This is a genomic window from Alishewanella sp. HL-SH06, from assembly GCF_052656265.1.
Map to the genome: position 1 here is coordinate 1,582,905 of NZ_CP199752.1, position 19,232 is coordinate 1,602,136.

General features: G+C 40.2%; 15 protein-coding genes. 11 read left to right on the top strand and 4 right to left on the bottom strand.

Translation table 11 applies throughout. From position 1 onward, the window contains the following. Position 1: 1 nt before the first annotated feature. A complete protein-coding gene (gene prsK, locus ACUJFK_RS07360) occupies positions 2-2,074 on the bottom strand; it encodes an XrtA/PEP-CTERM system histidine kinase PrsK (RefSeq protein WP_445426507.1) in 2,073 nt (690 codons plus the stop codon). Further along, the gene (locus ACUJFK_RS07365) at positions 2,074-2,727 is read right to left on the bottom strand and encodes a S1 family peptidase (protein WP_445426508.1); all 654 of its coding nucleotides are present in this window, start codon (positions 2,725-2,727) and stop codon (positions 2,074-2,076) included. Before ACUJFK_RS07365 ends, prsK begins: the two co-directional genes overlap by 1 nt. Before the next feature lie 298 nt (positions 2,728-3,025). Between ACUJFK_RS07365 and ACUJFK_RS07370 the strand changes: the two genes are divergently transcribed. Beyond that, positions 3,026-3,901: a PEP-CTERM/exosortase system-associated acyltransferase gene (locus tag ACUJFK_RS07370; protein WP_445426509.1), complete on the top strand. Its 876-nt coding sequence runs from the start codon at positions 3,026-3,028 to the stop codon at positions 3,899-3,901. 189 nt (positions 3,902-4,090) lie between these two features. After that, positions 4,091-4,825: a ThiF family adenylyltransferase gene (locus tag ACUJFK_RS07375; RefSeq protein ID WP_445426768.1), complete on the top strand. Its 735-nt coding sequence runs from the start codon at positions 4,091-4,093 to the stop codon at positions 4,823-4,825. A gap of 121 nt (positions 4,826-4,946) precedes the next feature. On the opposite strand, the gene ACUJFK_RS07380 is transcribed toward ACUJFK_RS07375, so the two are convergent. Then, complete coding sequence (locus tag ACUJFK_RS07380) at positions 4,947-5,861, bottom strand: hypothetical protein (protein WP_445426510.1); 915 nt, start codon at positions 5,859-5,861, stop codon at positions 4,947-4,949. 422 nt (positions 5,862-6,283) lie between these two features. Continuing rightward, positions 6,284-9,046, bottom strand: coding sequence for an XrtA/PEP-CTERM system TPR-repeat protein PrsT (gene prsT, locus ACUJFK_RS07385; RefSeq protein ID WP_445426511.1), 2,763 nt, complete (start codon positions 9,044-9,046; stop codon positions 6,284-6,286). Positions 9,047-9,245: 199 nt separating this feature from the next. On the opposite strand from prsT, the gene ACUJFK_RS07390 reads away from it, so the two are divergent. Genes ACUJFK_RS07390 through ACUJFK_RS07430 form a run of 9 tightly spaced genes read left to right on the top strand, consistent with a single transcriptional unit; the run spans position 9,246 to position 19,211 of the window. Then, positions 9,246-10,229, top strand: coding sequence for a polysaccharide deacetylase family protein (locus ACUJFK_RS07390; protein WP_445426512.1), 984 nt, complete (start codon positions 9,246-9,248; stop codon positions 10,227-10,229). After that, positions 10,229-12,055 (top strand): carbamoyltransferase family protein, encoded by a 1,827-nt coding sequence (locus ACUJFK_RS07395; RefSeq protein ID WP_445426513.1) that lies wholly within the window; start codon positions 10,229-10,231, stop codon positions 12,053-12,055. Before ACUJFK_RS07390 ends, ACUJFK_RS07395 begins: the two co-directional genes overlap by 1 nt. A 2-nt stretch (positions 12,056-12,057) precedes the next feature. Continuing rightward, the gene (locus tag ACUJFK_RS07400) at positions 12,058-13,206 is read left to right on the top strand and encodes a GNAT family N-acetyltransferase (protein ID WP_445426514.1); all 1,149 of its coding nucleotides are present in this window, start codon (positions 12,058-12,060) and stop codon (positions 13,204-13,206) included. Next, positions 13,160-14,299 carry a GNAT family N-acetyltransferase gene (locus ACUJFK_RS07405; protein WP_445426515.1) on the top strand — a complete coding sequence of 380 codons (1,140 nt, stop codon included), beginning with the start codon at positions 13,160-13,162 and terminating at the stop codon, positions 14,297-14,299. Before ACUJFK_RS07400 ends, ACUJFK_RS07405 begins: the two co-directional genes overlap by 47 nt. Further along, entirely contained in the window at positions 14,296-15,564 is a 1,269-nt protein-coding gene (locus ACUJFK_RS07410; RefSeq protein WP_445426516.1) for a glycosyltransferase family 2 protein, read from the top strand. Before ACUJFK_RS07405 ends, ACUJFK_RS07410 begins: the two co-directional genes overlap by 4 nt. Then, on the top strand, positions 15,557-16,858 hold the full coding sequence (locus tag ACUJFK_RS07415) for an O-antigen ligase family protein (protein WP_445426517.1): 1,302 nt from the start codon (positions 15,557-15,559) through the stop codon (positions 16,856-16,858). The genes ACUJFK_RS07410 and ACUJFK_RS07415 overlap by 8 nt, the downstream gene beginning before the upstream one ends. Before the next feature lie 44 nt (positions 16,859-16,902). Further along, positions 16,903-17,883 (top strand): glycosyltransferase family 2 protein, encoded by a 981-nt coding sequence (locus ACUJFK_RS07420; protein WP_445426518.1) that lies wholly within the window; start codon positions 16,903-16,905, stop codon positions 17,881-17,883. Positions 17,884-17,886: 3 nt separating this feature from the next. Then, positions 17,887-18,306, top strand: coding sequence for a hypothetical protein (locus tag ACUJFK_RS07425; RefSeq protein ID WP_445426519.1), 420 nt, complete (start codon positions 17,887-17,889; stop codon positions 18,304-18,306). Next, positions 18,303-19,211, top strand: coding sequence for an aminoglycoside phosphotransferase family protein (locus ACUJFK_RS07430; RefSeq protein ID WP_445426520.1), 909 nt, complete (start codon positions 18,303-18,305; stop codon positions 19,209-19,211). Before ACUJFK_RS07425 ends, ACUJFK_RS07430 begins: the two co-directional genes overlap by 4 nt. Positions 19,212-19,232 lie beyond the last annotated feature (21 nt).

Below are 19,232 nucleotides of genomic sequence, written 5' to 3' on the forward strand. Positions count from 1 at the left end.
GCTATAACGTTCCTTGCGCTGAGAGGTAAGTGGTTTCTTCTTCGTCTACTTCCGATTGTAAAGGAAGATGGATACTAAAAGTAGTTCCTTCACCTATGGTGCTACTGACTTTGATTGAACCACCTGCTTGCTCAATAAAGACTTGTGCATCGTAAACGCCAATGCCCATGCCTGCATTGCCTTTTGTCGTGTCAAAGGGTTTAAACAACCGATGTTCAATAAAATCAGCGCTCATACCACAGCCAGTATCGCAAATACTCAGCAACAAATCGGTCGATGTTGTTTGCATATACACCTTTATGCTTCCAGTAGACGGCGTGGCATGTTGGGCATTATCTAATAAGTGAAACATCACATTCGCAAAGCGGTGTTGGTCTAACATTAGCTGACAATCTTGCCGAACAATCAGTTCTGGTTGTGGTGATTTTACCGCACAGCGTTGCTCAATAACTTGGCTGATTATTTCTGCTACCGAGAAGCTGCGCTGCGGGCGCTCGTTGGATTGCTTCGTGGTCAGTTGCAACAGCATATTATCTAAGCGTTGTTGCATCGACTCTAAAGTACTGAAGGTATCATCAATAAATTCAGGGTTGTGCCGGTGCTTTTGGGCATTGCGTAAGGTTAAATCTAACTGTGCTTTTACATTTTTCAAATCGTGTACTACAAAAGCAGACATACGGCTAAAAGCAATAAACTGCGCATTTTCACTGAGCTTATCACTGTGCTGCATCAGCAACAGCAGGGTAGCAATTTGCTCTGATACCACAGACAGATAATCTCGCAGCTCCCAGTTTAATTTTAGCTTTTGCTCGGCGCCCGCCTGCATGATACAAACGCCCCAAAGGCCTGCTTTAGTGCGAATAGGCAGCAGCAATTGCAGTTTCAGCTGATCTTTTGCTAAATCAGCCGTTAATGCCCCTTGCGGCTCGGTTAAATCAATCTGCCAGTTTTGGTTGGCGTATTGGCTTTGATAACGCTGTAATAGCGTAACCTCAGCTTCAGTTAAGGGGGCTCTGCCATGCAGTGCCAATATTTTTAACTCGCCTTGTGGCCGATATTGCACAATGGCACCTTGGCCGTAATTAATGCTTTGTAACCATACTAGGAGAATTTTTTGATGGCGATCGACATGGCTAATATCAATTTGCTTTAAGCCACTGGTTAGCGCCAACCACTTTTCACGATAATCAAAACTATTGGCAAAAAAATGTTTTTCAATAAATACTTTTAAACGGCGACGAAGTGTGCTGGATAGCATTAACAACAGCATTAAGGCAAAGCCTAAAGCCATAAAGCTAGTTTGTAACAGTTCAGACCAACTGCCGCCAAAGTAGCGTAAATAAAAACCTGTTAATGCTAGTAAACAAAGATACAAGCCTGCCGCCAGCACCAAGGTGCTTTGTAATACGATATCGCGTGAGATGTAAACGTTTATACCCCAGGCCTCAATTCGCCTGATTGAAATAGTTAATACTGGCACTAATAGGGCAAATACAAAGCCACGAGCCTGCCAAAGGTTTGTATCGATGCGGGCAAACAAAGCTGATTCAGCTAACAAGACAAAGTCAAAAACAATGCCTACTGCCAGAGCGATCACCAGTGCTTTATACTGCCAACGCTCTGAGCTACTCGATCGCCGGTAAAGTGCCTCAAGTAAGGCAAGTGACAACACACACATCGCCAGATAACCGGTGTATATCCAACTCGCAGGTAATTGCATCAAGGTACAGCTAACCAGCCAGGCAGCCGCAAGCAGGCTTAACATTAAGCTGTAAGGTCTTAGCAAAAAAACCACAACGTTCTGATGTTGCTGCAACGCTGCAAGTAAAAATAGTAATAAAAGTAACTGGCGCAGCACTTCCAGAGTGTGCGACAGCGCATTGGTATAAGGTAAACTAGCCTGAATGGCGTAATACAGTGCCCAAACAAAGCTGCAACTGATAAAAGCGAGCAACAGGCTTTTTGGCACATTATTACTGCGGGTGGTTAGTACCAATAAAAACAGTACTAAATAGGCTAATGCGGCTAAGCTAAACCCAATGCGATCGGGTGCTAGATATTCCCAAAGTGCCATTAAGGACTTTCCGTCATTAATTGTCGTAGGTATTGCACCGGGATGGCATAAGAAATCGCACTGGGATCACTTAGCACGGCTTCGCGAGTGCTTTTAATATGCACTGAATTAATAATACCAATCACTTCACCCGTTTCTGGTAAATACAGTGGGCTGCCACTATTACCAGGGTAAGCCATGGCGTCCAGTTGATATACTAAATAAGGTTGGGCTAAGCGCCGAATGGCTGCTGCTTGTAATTGGGTGGAGTTATCCGCCGGAATAGCTACGGGCGTATGAGCAGCAATTATACCTTTATGAGTTGCAGGATATAAGCCTAAAACCTGCGTGATTGGAAAGCCGGTAAAGGCGATTTCATTACCTTCTGCAATCAGTGTATTAGTGTTGTGTAAGCTCAGAGCAGGTAAACTGTCGGCCAATGTTAAAACGGCCAAATCATGCGATAACGATGATTTTATATTTACAATATTATGTTGCGTTACATTTTGCCCATTACCTGATAACACAACATACTGTTCTTGCCGCTCGCTATCAAGCGCAGAGGCGATAACATGATAATTAGTAACTACCTGATTACCCGGTTGAATCACAAATCCGGTACCAATCAGTTTTGTGCGTGGTGCTGCCGTTGGGTTATAAACGCCAATAGCCACAATTGAGGGTTTAATTTTAATTAACGTTGTTTGAAGGTCATTTTGATGTGCTATGAGTGGAGAAACACTAATTAATATTAGTATAAATGAAAAAAAGCTCGCATATCATTTGCCTACCTTAGCTTATTCCTTTGAATTGTATTAATCTTAAACCATCGGTTTTAAAAATGCGCGAAAAAAAGCTATTTAAGATTAGGTATTAGCTTTAAAGCTGTTTTGATGAATAAAGTTAAACTAGTTGAGTTGCCTTCAGCTTAACTAAAGCTCGACTGTGAGTAAAATAGCTACAGAGGAATGTATGAAAGGGCTTAGAGATTTAGCGGACAATCCAATAATCGGCGGCGTTGTAAAGAAAGCGATGTCTAAAATTGCAAGTAATGACGCCAAGTTAATTGCTGAACATTTTTCACAGTATCTTCGTCCTCAAATTGCTGTTACAGAAGAGTTAAAGCGAGGCGTATATCGTTTACGGCATCAAGTATATTGTGAAGAGTTACATTTTGAGGACATTAAAGAAAACTATGAAGAGTTTGATGAATTTGATGCAAGGTCAATTCATTGCTTAATTCGCCATCTTAGTTCAGAGCAGCTTGCCGGTACAGTCAGGGTAATAAAATGTGCAGACAAAGACGATCTTTTGCCAATTGAGAAGTATTGCAGTCACGCTTTTGAAAATAGCGAATTAATGCCAAAAAACTTTCCAAGAGAGTCAATTTGCGAAATATCTCGCCTTGCTGTTCCTGCCAATTTTAGAAAACGTACCATTGATAAATTTAAGGGGGCAGCAACTGGTGCTATTAATGAGTCTGTGTTTTCTGAAACTGAATTACGATGTTTTCCTTACATAGCAATATGTCTTTATATGGCAGCAACTTCTATGGCTATTCATGCAAACCGTTATCATGGTTTTGTAATGATGGAGCCACGTTTAGCCAGAAGTTTAAGTTTTGTGGGTATCTCTTTTCAGCAGATTGGAAAATTAATCGATTTTCATGGTCCAAGAGCACCATTTTATATTGACGGTAGACAGCTAAAAGAAAGTTTAAGTCCTGGCTTTAAAAAGTTATTAAGCATTATCGAGCAGGATTTAATTCTAACAGGCGGGCTGACAGGCAATGGTGACCTATCGCAACAGCAAGATTTTGTAACCTCGCCCCTGTTATTTGCGCCTTAAAACAGGGAAATTATATTTAAAGAGTGCAATTATGTTTAATTATTTTAATGCCTTTTCAAGAAATATTGGTTGGTTCACTGAATCAGAACAAGAAAAATTAAGAAACACCAAAGTCGCAGTTGGCGGGCTAGGGGGGTAGGGGGTGATCATTCTATTGTTTGTGCTCGGCTTGGAATTTCTAATTTCAATATCGCGGATATGGATACTTACGATTACGCTAATTTCAATCGTCAAGCCGGTGCTAATGTTGAAACAGTGGGTATGGATAAGTCCAAAATTATTACTGACACTATAATGAAAATAAATCCTGAAGCGTCAGTTAAAAATTTCCATGAAGGCATTTCAATAAAAAATCTTGATGAGTTTTTGAAAGATGTAGACGTTTATATCGATAGCTTGGATATTTTTGCTTTAGACATTAGAAGAGCTGTGTTTAAGAGATGTAGAGAGCTAGGGATCCCTGCTATTACCGCTGCGCCAATGGGTATGGGTACCGCTATGTTGATCTTTACAGCAAGCAGTATGTCATTTGAAGACTATTTTTGTTTTGTTGATGCAAAACCCTTTAACACTGATGCTGAAATAAAACAGATTTTTGAAGACAATATTCTTAGGTTTATTATTGGTGTTTCGCCATCAATGCAGCAGCGGCATTATTTAATGGATAATACCCGAGTAAATATTATGGCCGAAAAAGTACCTTCTGTCTGCCCAAGCATATCACTGTCTGCAGGCGTGTTATGCACGAATGTTATTAAGCTAGTCCTTAAACGAGGCGAGCTTATTCAAGCGCCAAGAGGTCTGCATTTTGATGCTTATCGTAACTGCCTAATTAAAACATGGCGGCCTTTTGGTAATAAAAACCCGATACAGCGCTGGATGTTTAATAAGATCAAAACCCTTTTAAAACAGCAGGGAAATTAAGGTTTTAGCAATTATCAAACGCAAAAAATTTCTTTTTGCTACTGATTTAAGTTGTAAAATTATACAGTGAAAATAAAAAAGCCACTTCAAATGAAGTGGCTTTTCTGTATCAAGTTAAAGTTTATTTTTTCGCTTTGCGTGAAGCTAAACGTAAACCTAATAAACCTAAAGCCAAGATTGAAATACTTGCTGGTTGTGGCACAGAGAACTGTACGCTACCATCATGCTTCGCAGCAAGTAATGCTTGTCCGTTAGTGTATGTAATCGCTGATGGAAGCGAAGGTGTGCCTGCAATAGCAGCATTTACCGTTTGAGATAAGTTGAAATAGATGGTTGAATCTTCAGCAATCCAATCAGCCATTGTTTTTGAACCGTTACCCATACCAGTGAAGGTAAAACCAGCACCAGCAGCTGCGCTTACAGAAGTACCGTCAATTGTACCTTTGAATACCTGCTGTAGCTGACCAAGAGCAGTGACTGGACCACCTGTTGCTAAGTCAAGGCTAAATAACGGGTTAAAGCCGACTGCAAAACCTGTTGTAGCACTGTATGACAACAAACCAAACTTGATTTGACCAGAATTATAAACGAAGTTTGAAACTGCGCTTGAATATTTACCCATCAAGTTATCAAACTGAAAAGTAAATACATAGCTACCATTGTAGTTTGTCGGAGCCGGTGCACCATCAGGCGCAAAACCCGTAACGTAGTTTTGGCCTAAATTACCTAAGCCATTTGCACCTGGTGCTGTTAAAGGAGAACCAATTAATGAATTAAAGCCGTTTGAGCCCCAGCCACCATGAGATTGAATAGTATCACCATCATTTAAAATGCCGTCACCGTTAGCATCAAGTACTAAAGACTGTGAGTTATATACGAAAGTCATGGTGTTGTTTTGGGTTGGGCCAAAAACATTATTTGAGGTTGGTGCTGCTGAACCACCAGTACCACTAAAATCCCAAGTAATAATTGATGCTGCTTGTGCAGTCGCTATTGAAGCGGCGAATAAGCCTACTGCTAAAATTGTCTTTTTCATTTTGTCTGTCCTTTGGGTTGAAAAACTGTAGTTACAGTAAATAATGCATACAGCGTGCCAATAAAAAAATCTTTATAAATCAATGCCTGATTTTTGTTGATCAAAATATGTGTAAAAAAAACTGACATTTTAGGCTGTCAAAACTACTTTCTCTCTTATTAAGGTCAACCGCAGCTGTGCAATAAAGTGAGCTAATTAACGTGTTTAAGACGCAGCTTTGTCTATTTATCAATAACCCGTTGCCTCGTTATCAAGTTAGGTTTCACTCATAACAGTAGTTATCTTAAATTACGCGAAAGCCTGAATTCGGCAAAGCTTGAACTTACAATGCTAGATTTGGCAAGAAGCAAATGATGGTTTATAGCGCGATTGATAGGGTATAAAAAGCGGGTGACAAACGGTGTTGTCACCCACAGGCATAGTTAAATTAAAGATTTTAACTGATTTAATCTATTGGTTTGAGACGGGGTTTTCGGTTGTACAGATTTAAGAATTTCTGCCGCCTTTACCTTCTGATTTAGTTTTATCAGTGCTTCAACATAATTAAGCTGCACTTCAGCATGTTCAGGTCTGATCACTAACGATTGTTCGAATAGGTTAGCCGCCTCTTGATATTTCCCTTGTAGTTGCATGATCTTACCGTAGGTATCAATAATATCTGGGTGTTGAGGAAGAATGGCCAAAGCTTTTTCAGCGTAGGGTTGAGCTTCAGCTGCAAAACCGGATGTTGCTAAAACCCAAGCATAGTTATTGAGAACTGTTGGATCTTCAGGTCGTGCTTTAGCAATAGACTCATAAACCTCTCTGGCTTTATTCGAGTCTACTTCTGTAAGTAGGCTGCCATAAAAGCTATAAAGCTGCTGATTGTCATTACCATGCGCTTCAAAATGTTTCTCCAAAAACTTAACTGCTTTGTCAAAAGAGTCTGTTTGAGCAATTGTCTCTGCCATGGCTTGAGCTGTTAACACGTTGGGTTCTGTTTCATAAGCTTTTTTTAGACTCGCTAAACTTGACGAAGTTTGGCCTGCAGCCAATTCCACTCTACCTTTTAGTAGTAATACTCTTGGTTGATTAGCAACTTCTTTTGAGAGTTTAGAAAAGGTTTCAAGTGCTGCTTTATAGTTATTTAGTTCAGACAATAATGCAAATTTTGTTAATAGTAATCGTTGATCTGTTGATGAGATTTTTAGTTGGTTTTCAGTTACTTGTAGTGCTTCTTTAAACTTTCCAGATATCGATAATACATTAGCGTAAGCCAAGGCAGCCTGTTGATCTCTTTCGTCTTGTTTGTACCAACGTTCAATAAGAGCCAAAGCTTGAGGTAGTTTTTGCTGCGCGGCATAAGCATTTGCTAAAGCTAAATAAGCGGATGGCCCTAAATTTTCAGATTTACTTACCTTATCTTCTAATAACTGCACCGTAGCAGAATGCAGGCTTTCTTGCTGGTAGATGTTTAATACAAGTGCTAATAACTCTTGATTTTCAGGATAAGCTTTTTGTGTTTCTTGTAATGACGTAATGAAAGATGTGACATCTTGCGATAGCCCTTTCTTGATACGGTATATGCTTGTTAATGCAGGTACATAATCAGGTTTGATTTTGATTGTTTTATTTAACAGCTCTAACGATTTATCTGAATCAGCATTTTGTTGCGCTACTGCAGCTTGTAGATATATCGTAAAGGGGTTTTCTGAATCGGCGGCTACAGCTTTAAGCAGTAGTTGTTCTGCTTCATTCTGTTTGCCTGTCATCATTGCAGTTAGTGCTTTTAGATTATAGCCAGCATTAATGGTTTCAGGTTGCAATAACCATTCGTCACCTAGTGCTGAGGCTTTATCAAACTGCTGTTGACGAATATAACTTGCCGCTAAAATTAAACGTGCATCATGTCGACTTGGGTCTAGAATCAAAGCTTGTTCTAAATCATTAATTGCTGACTCAGTTTGGTCTGGGAAGCCCAATTTAAGCTGCCCTAATTGGGTAAGCGCTTGGCTATTTTTATTCAAACCTGCGTCTTCAATTTTTTTAATGATATCGTTGGCCAGTGTCGCTTCGCCTGATCTCATTAATTGAAAGGCAGTGGATGCAGCCAGAGAAAGATCATCTTCAGTGAGTGTTTGGCTGGTAAGTGACTTAGCTGCTTGAGTAAACTCGCCAGCTTGTAATTGTAAAGCAGTAAACAAACGTTGCGCAGGAGGAAAAATGCTCAATTGATCTTGAACGCTGGTTAAATGAGCAAGCGCTTGACTATTTAAGCCTAGCTCATAGTTCACTAACCCTGCGAGAATTCTACTTGATGCTGTATTAAAGCGGCTAGTAATGGCCGTATCGATATGTTCTTTCGCTAAGGTAAAGTCCTTTTTTTCATAGGCAACCATGGCTGTAAGGTAGTTAGTTAAGCCATGCGTTGGTGCAAAACGTAAAATCAGCGCTAATTGTTCATTGGCTTTGTCGGCTTGTTGCAGCGATAAATGTACTTGCGCAACAATAAGGCGAGTTCGCAATGAGCTTGGTACTTGTTTTAAATAGGCGTAAAAATCCTCTAAGGCGGCTTCACGTTGTTGCAAGTTAGACTTTAACTGCGCTTTTAGTAGTAACATTTCTAACGCTATAGGTGATTCTTCGTTAAAACTTTCTAAAAGATTGAGTGCTTTTTGCGGCTCATTATTGCGGATACTCAATACGGCTTGCGCTATGGTTTGTAAATCAGCTTCCGCTACGCTTGCTAATTGGTCGAAAGTGGTAAGTGCATTTTCAGGCGTGCCCATCTCAATGTTAGCTGAGGCTTGATAAAAGTTAAGATAGTGCTGTAAAGAGTCACTAAGGCCTGATTCTTCAGAAAAGTAATTTAAGACAGCTTGGTAATTTTCACTTCGATAAAACGATTGAATTAAATCTAAACCCACTTCGTTAATAGACAAACCGTTTTCAATGGCTTTGCCAAATTCTTTTTCTGCAGAAGCATAATCACCGCTCTGCATATATAAACGACCAAGCAAAACACGATAATCAGCGTTTTCGGGGGCACCAGCTACCGCAGATTTCAGTTCAATAATTGCTTCATTATAACGTTGCTCTGATGCCAGCTCAGAGGCAGCGGCAAAATGCTCATCGGCTGTTTTTCCTCCACATCCAGTAAGCAATAGACTCATTGCGATAGCTGCAGATAAACACGTTTTTTTCATGTGAACATTCTCCTTTGCTCAAAGACCTCATATTAATAGTTATTATTTTAATAAAAGGTTGAGGGGTTTTTAGATAGAACTAATTTGTTCTACGGTGAGATTCTTTTATCCATCATATTGCCCACAGGGTAAAAATCAAGCATCATGGCTTTAAAACAGAAAATAGAACGCTATTAAAGCGCTAAGCCTAGGACGGGTGATGTTTACTAACAAACAATCTATTCATTTGCCTGCCAGTTCACCACCACAACTGATGGTGGTTATCGATACTGAAGAAGAGTTCGATTGGAACAATTTTCCTGATCGTCAAAAAACCTCAGTAGCGCATTTAAATCAGCTTGACAGAGTTCAAAGCATTTTTGACGAATATGGGATTAAACCCTGTTATGTCGTTGACTATCCTATTGCATCAGATCTTTATAACAACAAAACGTTGAGAGATATTTTTGCATCAGGCCGCTGTGAAATTGGCGCGCATTTACATCCTTGGGTTAACCCGCCTTTAACTGAAGAATTATCCATAGCCAATATGTATCCCGGTAATCTCTCGGCTGAATTAGAATATGCAAAACTCGCTGCTTTAGTGGCTAAAATTCAACAAAATTTTTTATTTAAACCCACAGTTTACAAAGCGGGGCGTTATGGCTTTGGGCCGAATTCTCAAGAAATTATTACTCAGCTGGGGTTTGAAATAGATGTTTCTGTTTGTCCGCCATTTGATCATCGTGCGGATGGCGGCCCAGATTATCGTGCTTTTAATGCTAAGCCGTTTTGGTTTGGTAACCAATTGTTAGAGTTGCCCGTTACCGGCGCTTTTACCGGCTGGGCTAGAAGCTGTGCTGAACCTTTATTTAGAAATGCTCAGCGTTTAAAGCAAATAAAAGCCCCCGGTATCTTATCTAAGTTAGGTGCTGTCGATCGCCTTGTATTATCACCTGAAGGTTACACACCAGCGGAGCACAAAAAACTTACCCAAGATTTAATGAAACGCGGGACTCGCTTATTTACCTGGAGTTTTCATAGTCCGAGTGTTGAGGTGGGACATACACCCTATGTGCAAAATGACCGCGAACTACAACAATTTTTAGACAGTTTTCGGCGTTATTTTGATTATTTCTTTGGGGAGTTAGCAGGCAAAGCTACCAGCCCTAGCCAGTTTAAAAAGTTAATGGAGAACAAATAATGAAGGTTCTAGGTATTTCACCTTTAGATAAAGATGCAACCGTTTCCGTCGTTATTGATGGTGAAATTGTCTTTGCGGCAGGCGAGGAGCGCTTCTCAAGAGTGAAACAACAGGATGGCTTTCCTCGATTAGCCTTGCAAGCGGCACTGGATTACACCGGACTTAAAATAACGGACTTTGATGAAGTTGCGTACGCTTTTATGACGGCAGACAGCGAAGCCAATGCCATTGATAGCAATTTAAAAGAAGAAAAAGCCTTTATAACGCGTTTTGTACCTGAGGATTTAAGTACAAAGATCAAAGAGGCTTTGCAAAAGGTTCCTAACCGGCAAGAGGCTATTCATGGTCTAACCGAGCCCAATGCCAAAATGGAAAAGGGCCTATTACATAATTCATTTTACACTATGGCCGGCGCGCAAACCTTTGCTTCTAACAAGGCGGCATTAAAAGGCTCTGCTGATTGGGCTGAACAAGCATTAAGCTCTTTTAAACATTGGCAACAAGAGTTGGAAAAGGGCTTAGTATCCTTTGGTTGGAATAAACCAGTTAAACGCGTCGATCATCATATGTCTCATGCGGCCAATAGTTACTATTGCAGTGGTTTTGAAGAAGCGCTGTGTATTACCTTAGACGGCTATGGTACAGGCTTAGCGGGTTCGGTTAGTGAGGCAAAAGCCGGGCGGATCCGTCGTTTGCATGGGATTAGTTATCCAAATTCGTTAGGTACGCTATACGAGCATGTCACCTCCAGCACAGGTTTTAAACCTGGTCGTCACGAAGGAAAAATTGTTGGCTTAGCGTCTTATGGAGACCCAACAATCCTGCAAGATATTTTACTGTCACGCATTGAACAAAAAGACGGTGACTTCAAAATTTACGAAGCAAATAACATTTATTTTTCACGCTATTTAGCGGCAAAATTCCCTAAAATTGATGTGGCTGCCGCCTATCAGCGTGTTTTAGAAATTGTTGCGGTAAACTTTGTTAAACATTGGGTAAAAAAGACCGGTTTAACCAAAGTGGTATTATCTGGTGGCGTTACCGCTAACGTAAAATTAAATCAGCGCATCTTTGAAATTGAAGGTGTAGACGAATTATTTGTGTATCCAAATATGGGTGATGGGGGTTGTGGTACAGGCGCAGCACTGTATGTTAGCCAACTTGGTAAGGTAACGCCCACTATTACCAATGCTTATTTTGGCCCGGAATATTCAGATGCTGAACTTGAAGCCGCATTAACTGCCGAGGGCTTACCACTAGATAGACCTGAAAATTTAGCTGCTACAGTGGCTGCGCTAATTAATGACGGAAATGTGGTTGCTCGTTTTGATGGTCGAATGGAGTATGGGCCACGTGCCTTAGGTAATCGTTCTATTATGTATCATGCGCGCGAGCCTGAAGTAAATCAGTGGTTAAACAAACGCCTTGGGCGAACTGAGTTTATGCCTTTTGCCCCAGTAACCTTGTATGAAGCTCGTGAAAAGTGCTATCACAATATACAAGGTGCTGAACACGCAGCTGAGTTTATGACAGTAACCTTTGACTGTACGGATTTTATGAAAGCCAATTGCCCAGCCGCTGTGCATGTTGATGGTACGGCACGTCCGCAATTAGTAAAACGTGAAGTCAATGCTGGCTATTACGACATTTTAAAAGAATATGAGAAGCTGACGGGTATACCTAGTTTAATAAATACCAGCTTTAATATGCATGAAGAGCCCATTGTAAATAGCCCTCAAGATGCTGTTCGTGCTTTCTTGGATGGCGGTTTAGATTATTTACTTTTAGGGCCATACTTGGTTAAAAACCCGGCAGAACAGGAATAATAGTGATTAACGCTGTAGAGAGCTTCACTGCTCACTGTTATCCACTGGATGATTTAGCAAAGTTAAGTGAACACTGGCAGCTATTGGAGACAAAAGCTGATAACCCAGTGTTTTTATCTTGGCAGTGGATAGGTGTTTGGCTCGGTTGCTATCAATTACCTGTGCAAGTGCTTGAAGTTCGTAACGCAGAGCAGGCTTTAGTCGGTTTGGGGCTGCTGCTTGAGCATCGCATTAGGCGTTATGGCGTATTATCTAGCCGTTGTTTACGTTTGCATCAAAGCGGTAGGGCGGATCTGGATCAAATTTGGATTGAATATAATGGTTTTCTAACGGCAAAGTTGCACAGCACAGAAATAGAAGATTGCGCGCTCAACTTTGTTAAAACCCAGTTGCAATGGGACGAATGGATCATTGGTGCTATTGAGTTACCTAAAGCTCAACGCTATGCGGCACAGCTTCAAGTACAATCCCATGTGCTTTGGGAGGCACCTTGCTATGGTGTTGACCTCTATTCATTAAGACAGCAGCAACAAGCTTATAGTGATTCGCTTTCTGCTAATACGCGATACCAAATTAATCGTAGTTTAAAGTTATATCAGCAGCGCGGAGAGGTAAAATTAGTTCGCCCGCAATCTTTAGCTGAAGCCTTAGAATGGTTTGAATTTACCGGGCCTTTACACTTAAAACGTTGGGGGGCAGGGCCGCATTGTAGCGGGTTTGCTAACCCTGAGTTTGTTCGTTTTCATCGGCAAATGCTGCAATCATGTTGGCCAAATGGTGCCGATATTGTCGCATTAACGGTAGCAGGACAAACCATAGCGACGTTTTATAATTTTATTTACCGTAATCGCGTTTATTTTTATCTTGGTGGTTTAGATATTGAAGCGGATAATAAACTAAAACCAGGCTTACTGGGCCACATGTTATGTATTGAAGATTATTTAGCCAGAGGCTTTGATTACTACGATTTTATGGGTGGTGAAGAGCGTTATAAAACGCAGTTAGGCTCTTTACACACACATTTAGTGCAGGTGTCGATGCAGCGTAAGCAGTTTAAGTTCTTACTTGAACAACAAGCACGAAAAGTGAAACGGCAATTATTTGGTGAAGAAGATCGCATTATCAACAAGAGTAAAAGAAGCCGTGCCTGAGATAAACACCAGCAAGAGTATCAGCATCGACCTAATACCTGTTGCGCATAACGAAATTGACCTGGCAGCAGATCGGTATGTGCTAAAACATGCCCAAGGTAGCGTTTACCATTTAGCGGCATGGCGCAATGCTATAACTCAAGCTTATCGTCAGCAATGTATTTTATTACTAGCAAAGCAACAAAATGAAATAGTGGGTTTGTTACCACTGTGCATCATGTCTGTGCCATTACGAGGTAACAAATTAATTTCTTTACCTTTTGCAGATTTTTGTAGTGTACTGGCAGATTCGACACTAATCAGAGAACAATTATTGCAAGCAGCGATTGCCTTATTACCGCGTTACAAAGCAAGTCAGCTTGATTTAAGAGAAAGTGTTGCGTTACCCAATTTACAGGAGCCGCCTTCTAATACAGACATTGCAGGACCAAACAAAGTACGCATGTTAGTGCAGCTGGCTGAAAATGCAGAAGTGCTATTAGCCAGTTATAAACCTAAGCTGCGCAGCCAGATTAAAAAAGCACAAAAAAATGGGTTAACAGCCGATGTCAGCAACTCAACCTCGGCACTCTCAGATTTTTATGCAGTTTATAGTAAAAACATGCATCGCTTAGGCTCTCCGGTGCATAGTTTTCAATGGTTTAACAGCTTAACGCAACAGCTATCAGCTAAACAGGCCTTTAAAGTTGTGTTAGTGCGAAACGATGAACAGGTTATTGGTGCGGGTTTGGTATTGCATTGTGGCAAACAAGCCGTCATCCCCTGGGCGTCTACCGTAGCTGAATTTAATCATTTAGCGCCGAACATGTTACTTTATTGGCAAATTCAAGCTTATTTAGCAGATGCCGGTTTTAGTGTTTTTGATATGGGCCGCTCTACCGTGGGTGAAGGCACTTATCGTTTTAAAACACAATGGGGTGCGCAACCCGAAGCACTTTACTGGCACTCTTTCAATGGGCAAAGTGAGGCCATACCGTTAAGCGGGGTGCCTTCAGGTAAAACACGAGCTGTAGCAGAAAAAATATGGCGGTTGTTACCCTTAGCGGTTGCAACTTCAATTGGCGGCTACCTTCGAAGATATATTTCTTTATGACAATACTAATACTCACATTAACGCTAATTTGCCTCTTGATGCCGCTCTATGTTTATTTGGGCTATCCCGCAGTACTTTGGCTGCTTAACAAGGTGGGCTTTGCGAAGCCGCATTACCAGGCTGAGATAACACCCACAGTCACATTAATTATATCTTGTTATAACGAAGCCGCAGTGTTGCGTGAAAAAATCAAAAACAGCTTAGCGCTTAACTACCCCGTTGATAAATTTTACATCATTGTTATTTCCGATGGTTCAGACGACGGTAGCGATGATATCGTGCGTGAATTTATTGGTTATCAAATAAGGCTTATTCGCCAAGAAGGGCGTTTGGGTAAAACGATGGGGCTGAATTTAGCGTTAAAAGCGTTAAGAACGGATATAACCGTTTTTTCAGATGCGAATGCAATGTATGAGCCGCAGGCCATTCGCAAATTAGTGCAACATTTTGCCGATAGCAAAGTAGGTTATGTAGTGGGTGCTGCACTGTATACTGATGGCAAAGAGAGCGCAGCAGCTGCCAATGAAGATTTATATTGGCAATATGAGATGGCCATAAAATGTTGGGAAAGCCAATTGCACTCTGTGGTTGGCGGCGATGGCGCCATTTATGCCATTCGAACTGAGCTTTGGGAACCATTGCAGCAACGCGACATCAATGATTTTGTCAACCCATTACAATTAGTCGCAAAAGGGTACCGCGGTATTTTTGAGCCAGAAGCCCGCTGTTTTGAAGAAACGGCCGGTAATTTTAATAAAGAAGCCAAACGCAAAGAGCGTATCGTGAATCGTAGTTTGCGTGGCCTGTTTCGTGTAAAACAGGTGCTGAACCCCAGGCACAGCGGTATTTTTAGCTATATGGTGATATCACATAAATTGTTACGTTGGTTAATCCCACTCTTTACCGCCCTGAGCCTACCCGGTGCCCTTATTTTAGCCAGCAATGGTGTGATAGTAGGGCAATTGCTGGTCGTTGGTATGTTATTGCTGCTTATTCCTGCCTTTATTGGCTACCTAGCACAAAACCAAGCTAAATTGCCCTGGCTATTTTCCTTTCCTTTTTATTTCGTCAGCGTGAACTATTATGCGTTACTCGGTATAATCAGTGCCTTGCAAGGAAAAACCCAAGTTACTTGGCATTCAGTGCGGCCTACTGCAGTGCGCAGCGATAGTGATAGTGCTAACTCACTTACTTTTTCAGGGGTTTTATGTTACCTGATTGTTATTGCCGCTAGTTTTACCGCGATGTCATGGCCTTATGTCTAAGTTTGCCCTACTTTTTATTCTAGTCTTTTTTGGCGGCATTATTGCAACGCTTGTTTACAGTCCGGTTGCTGCTTTTGTTTTATATCAACTTGTTTATTTTTTAAACCCTGAAAGTCGCTGGTGGGCCGTTAGCATTCCAGATATTCGATATTCCTTTATCACTGCAATATTTGTATTAATAGCCGTAATCGTCAAATTTAAAACGTTATCTGAAAAAGCCCTCTGGAGGGAGCAGGTTACTTTTAAATGGCTGTTATTAATGCTGTTTACTTATTATTTTACTTATTTTATTGCTTTACTGCCTGATGTACATTGGTCTTTTACATTTGAGTATACAAAGTTAGTTATAATTATTTTCTGTGCATACAAACTATTAAACACCCCAAAAGCTTTAACAGCAGCAATTTGGAGTTACATAATAGGCGCTACATATATAGGTTATGTTGCAACCATTACAGGTCGAACTAATTTTGGGCGTGTAGAGGGAATTGGTATGATAGATGGCGCTGACTCTAATATGACAGCAATTGCACTTGTACCAGCCTTAATAATATTAATTTACTATGCTTGGACAGGCTCCTTAAAAGTTAGAATTTTAAGTGCATTATGTGCTGCTTATATTGTCAATGGACTAGTACTGATAAATAGCCGTGGCGCTTTTTTGGGAGCTGTAGTTGGGGGTGGTTTTTTTTTATTACATATGATTTTTTCAAAATATCAAGAGAAAGGTCAGCGATTAATCGCTATTTTAGTCATTGTTTTTGGATCTTCTGGAGCTTTATATTTAACAGATGAGACATTTTGGAGCAGAATGGAAACATTACAAAATGTTGAAGATGGTGCGGCAAGTGGTTCACATCGCGTTGATTTTTGGCTAGCAACTTTTGATGTGGTTGATAAGTACCCGCTGGGGGTAGGGATAGAGGGATATACTTTTATAAGTAAAGAGTTTTTACCAGAACATTACTTCGAAAACCGTAAAATAGGCAAAGCCGTTCATTCAACATGGTTCCAGATCTTAGGTGAAGTAGGATGGCTTGGATTTACTATATTTGTATTGATAATAATTTCGGTTTTTAAAGCAACAAATAAATTAAAAGGGTTTTTAGTTGAACATGGTGAGCAGCGAAGTTATTTTTTTGTTTTAGCGCTCGAAGCAGCTCTTTTAGGATATTTGGTGTCAGCTTCTTTTATTGATAGGGGCAGAGCGGTAATTTTATATTGGCTTATTCTCTATGCTCTTGTTGCAGTAAATGTCTTAATGCTAAATCGAATTAAGGAAAAGTATGTCTAGAGTTATGCGAAAACAGTTTTTAATGGTTTTATCTTGGTAACTTATTGAAATTTAAATTAAAGTTTTTAAATTTGGTTGAAAATATGAATTCTGTAGTGAGATTAGTTTCAGTAATTGTTCCTGTGTACAACAGAGCAGAATATGTTGCTGATACTATTGAAAGTATCTTAGCGCAAACCTATCAAAATTTCGAATTAGTTTTGATTAATGATGGTTCTACAGATGGCTCATTAGATATATTAAAAGCTTACCAGCAACGTTTTCCAGACAAGATCGTTGTAATAGATCAAACCAATCAAGGTCAGATTTCTGCCAGAAATAATGGTATTAAGCAGGCATCTGGTCACTTTATTGCTTTTCTTGATAGCGATGATCTGTGGTATCCAGAGAAGTTAGCCTTACAAATACCGCTGTTCCAAAATGCAGATATTGGCTTAGTGTATTGTGCCATTGAAAATATCGATGCAAACGGCACAGTTATTAGTACACAACTGTGTGACGAGAAAATTACAGATACTATTTATGAGCATTTACTTGTACAAAACAGAATGACCGGTGGCTCGGTAGTCGTTACTAAGACTGCACTTGATGATGTTGGTTTATTTGACCCCGCCTTTAAAGCGGCAGAAAATTGGGATCTATGGTTACGAGTCACCCAAAAATATAAAGCGGCTTTAGTTAATAAGGTGTTAGTGAAGTATCGTATGCATGCTGGCAACATGTCTAAAAACAGCCTGCTAATGCTTGAGGCAAAAGAAAATATTATTAATAAACATAGTGATTTAGCAAATGATAAGCCTGCTTTACGTGGTGCCCTATTAAAAGCTCGGGCAGATTTAGCTTACCGATATGGCTTATATTACTCCTTAAAGGGAGAGTATTCGCTTGCTAGAAAGTCATTTAAAACGGCCAATCGTTTTGTTCCCGGTTATAAAGACGTAAAACAGCGCATTTACCGCAGTTATTTGGGTAAGTCGGTTAATATGTTGCTGAGTTTTTTTAAACGCAAACTGGCAAGAACTTAAGTTATGCAGGATTTAACTATACTAGAGCGTTATCTAAGAATGCCACTATTTAATGTTGATGCCTTGCCGAATAAACTTCAGCACCATGATCACTTTGGCATTGTTTTGCCTATCCGCCAAGCTCAAGGGGAGCTAAATAAACTTAAAGACTTGGTATTATTGCGATGGTCTAGATTTAAAGTGGCTCGTAATTTAAAAAAGTTGGGTTACATATCAGTTTCTAGTTATATAGTGTATCCGCAGTTAAAAAATCCAGTGCTTGTTTATGAGAACAAAACTTCCGCAACACATTATGCTGAAAAGCATGTTTTACCTAATGCAGGGCTCGGTACAAGTGGTGTAATAAAAAAAATACTATCTATTGTAGCGGGTCACCATTTTTCTACTGCGGCTATTGTTTTGGTGTTTAAGGTGAAAACGTGAAATTTTTAACGCCTTTATTGGCGCAATATTGTGAAAACGATAACGCTATCACTGATTATTCCTTTGTTTGCATTGCTACTTCTAATCCAGTTTATTTAGCGATTAAAAATGGCGGTTTTGCTCCAGCATTTGTCATAAAAAAGCTGCAAGACGAACAGGCAATGAATACTTGGCGCGTGCATCAACAGCTTTATCAGCTGTTACCTGATTATATTGCCCAGCCCTTAGGCACAAATGAGATAAACGGTGAGCTATTTTCAGTAGAAAAAGGTGTTGCTGGGCAACCTTGGTTTCAAATTGGGCAATCTTACGCTACAACTGAGGCATGGCAGCGGCTAATTGACAAAACAATTAGCAGTTTAAGTGCCTTTCAACATGCTGTAGCAGCTCATCCGGCATGGCGAGCAACTGAAACAGTGCAAAGTTTATTGATGAAAGCATTTAATGGTTATGAAGCTGCCGGTAATAAAACTACGCCCCAATTACTCGATTATTATCAATTACACCTTAATAACTTAGAGGTGAAGCAGCAAGTCACATGCACTATGCAACACGGTGATTTTTCTTTAAATAATTTATTAGTAGGCGCGGATAGCATTACTATCATTGATTTTGAAGATTTTGGCATGACACTATTGCCTTTTTATGACGAGTTTAATTTAGCGTTATCGTTGGCAGATGAGAATAGCGATAAATTCAGTATTAAGAGGCTTATAGCCTCATGTGTAGCTCCATCATTAAACCAAACGGATTTTAACAAGCAATTGTTACCTATGTTTTTTTTAGGGTTTTTACTGACAAAGCTAGGTAGCTGGAGTGCTTCTGAAAAGCGCCAACCACATCGAGCATGGCTTGCTAGCGTTTTGGTTAATTACTTAAATGCACCTGAAAGATATTTCGATTAGATTTTTAGTGATGTGATACCT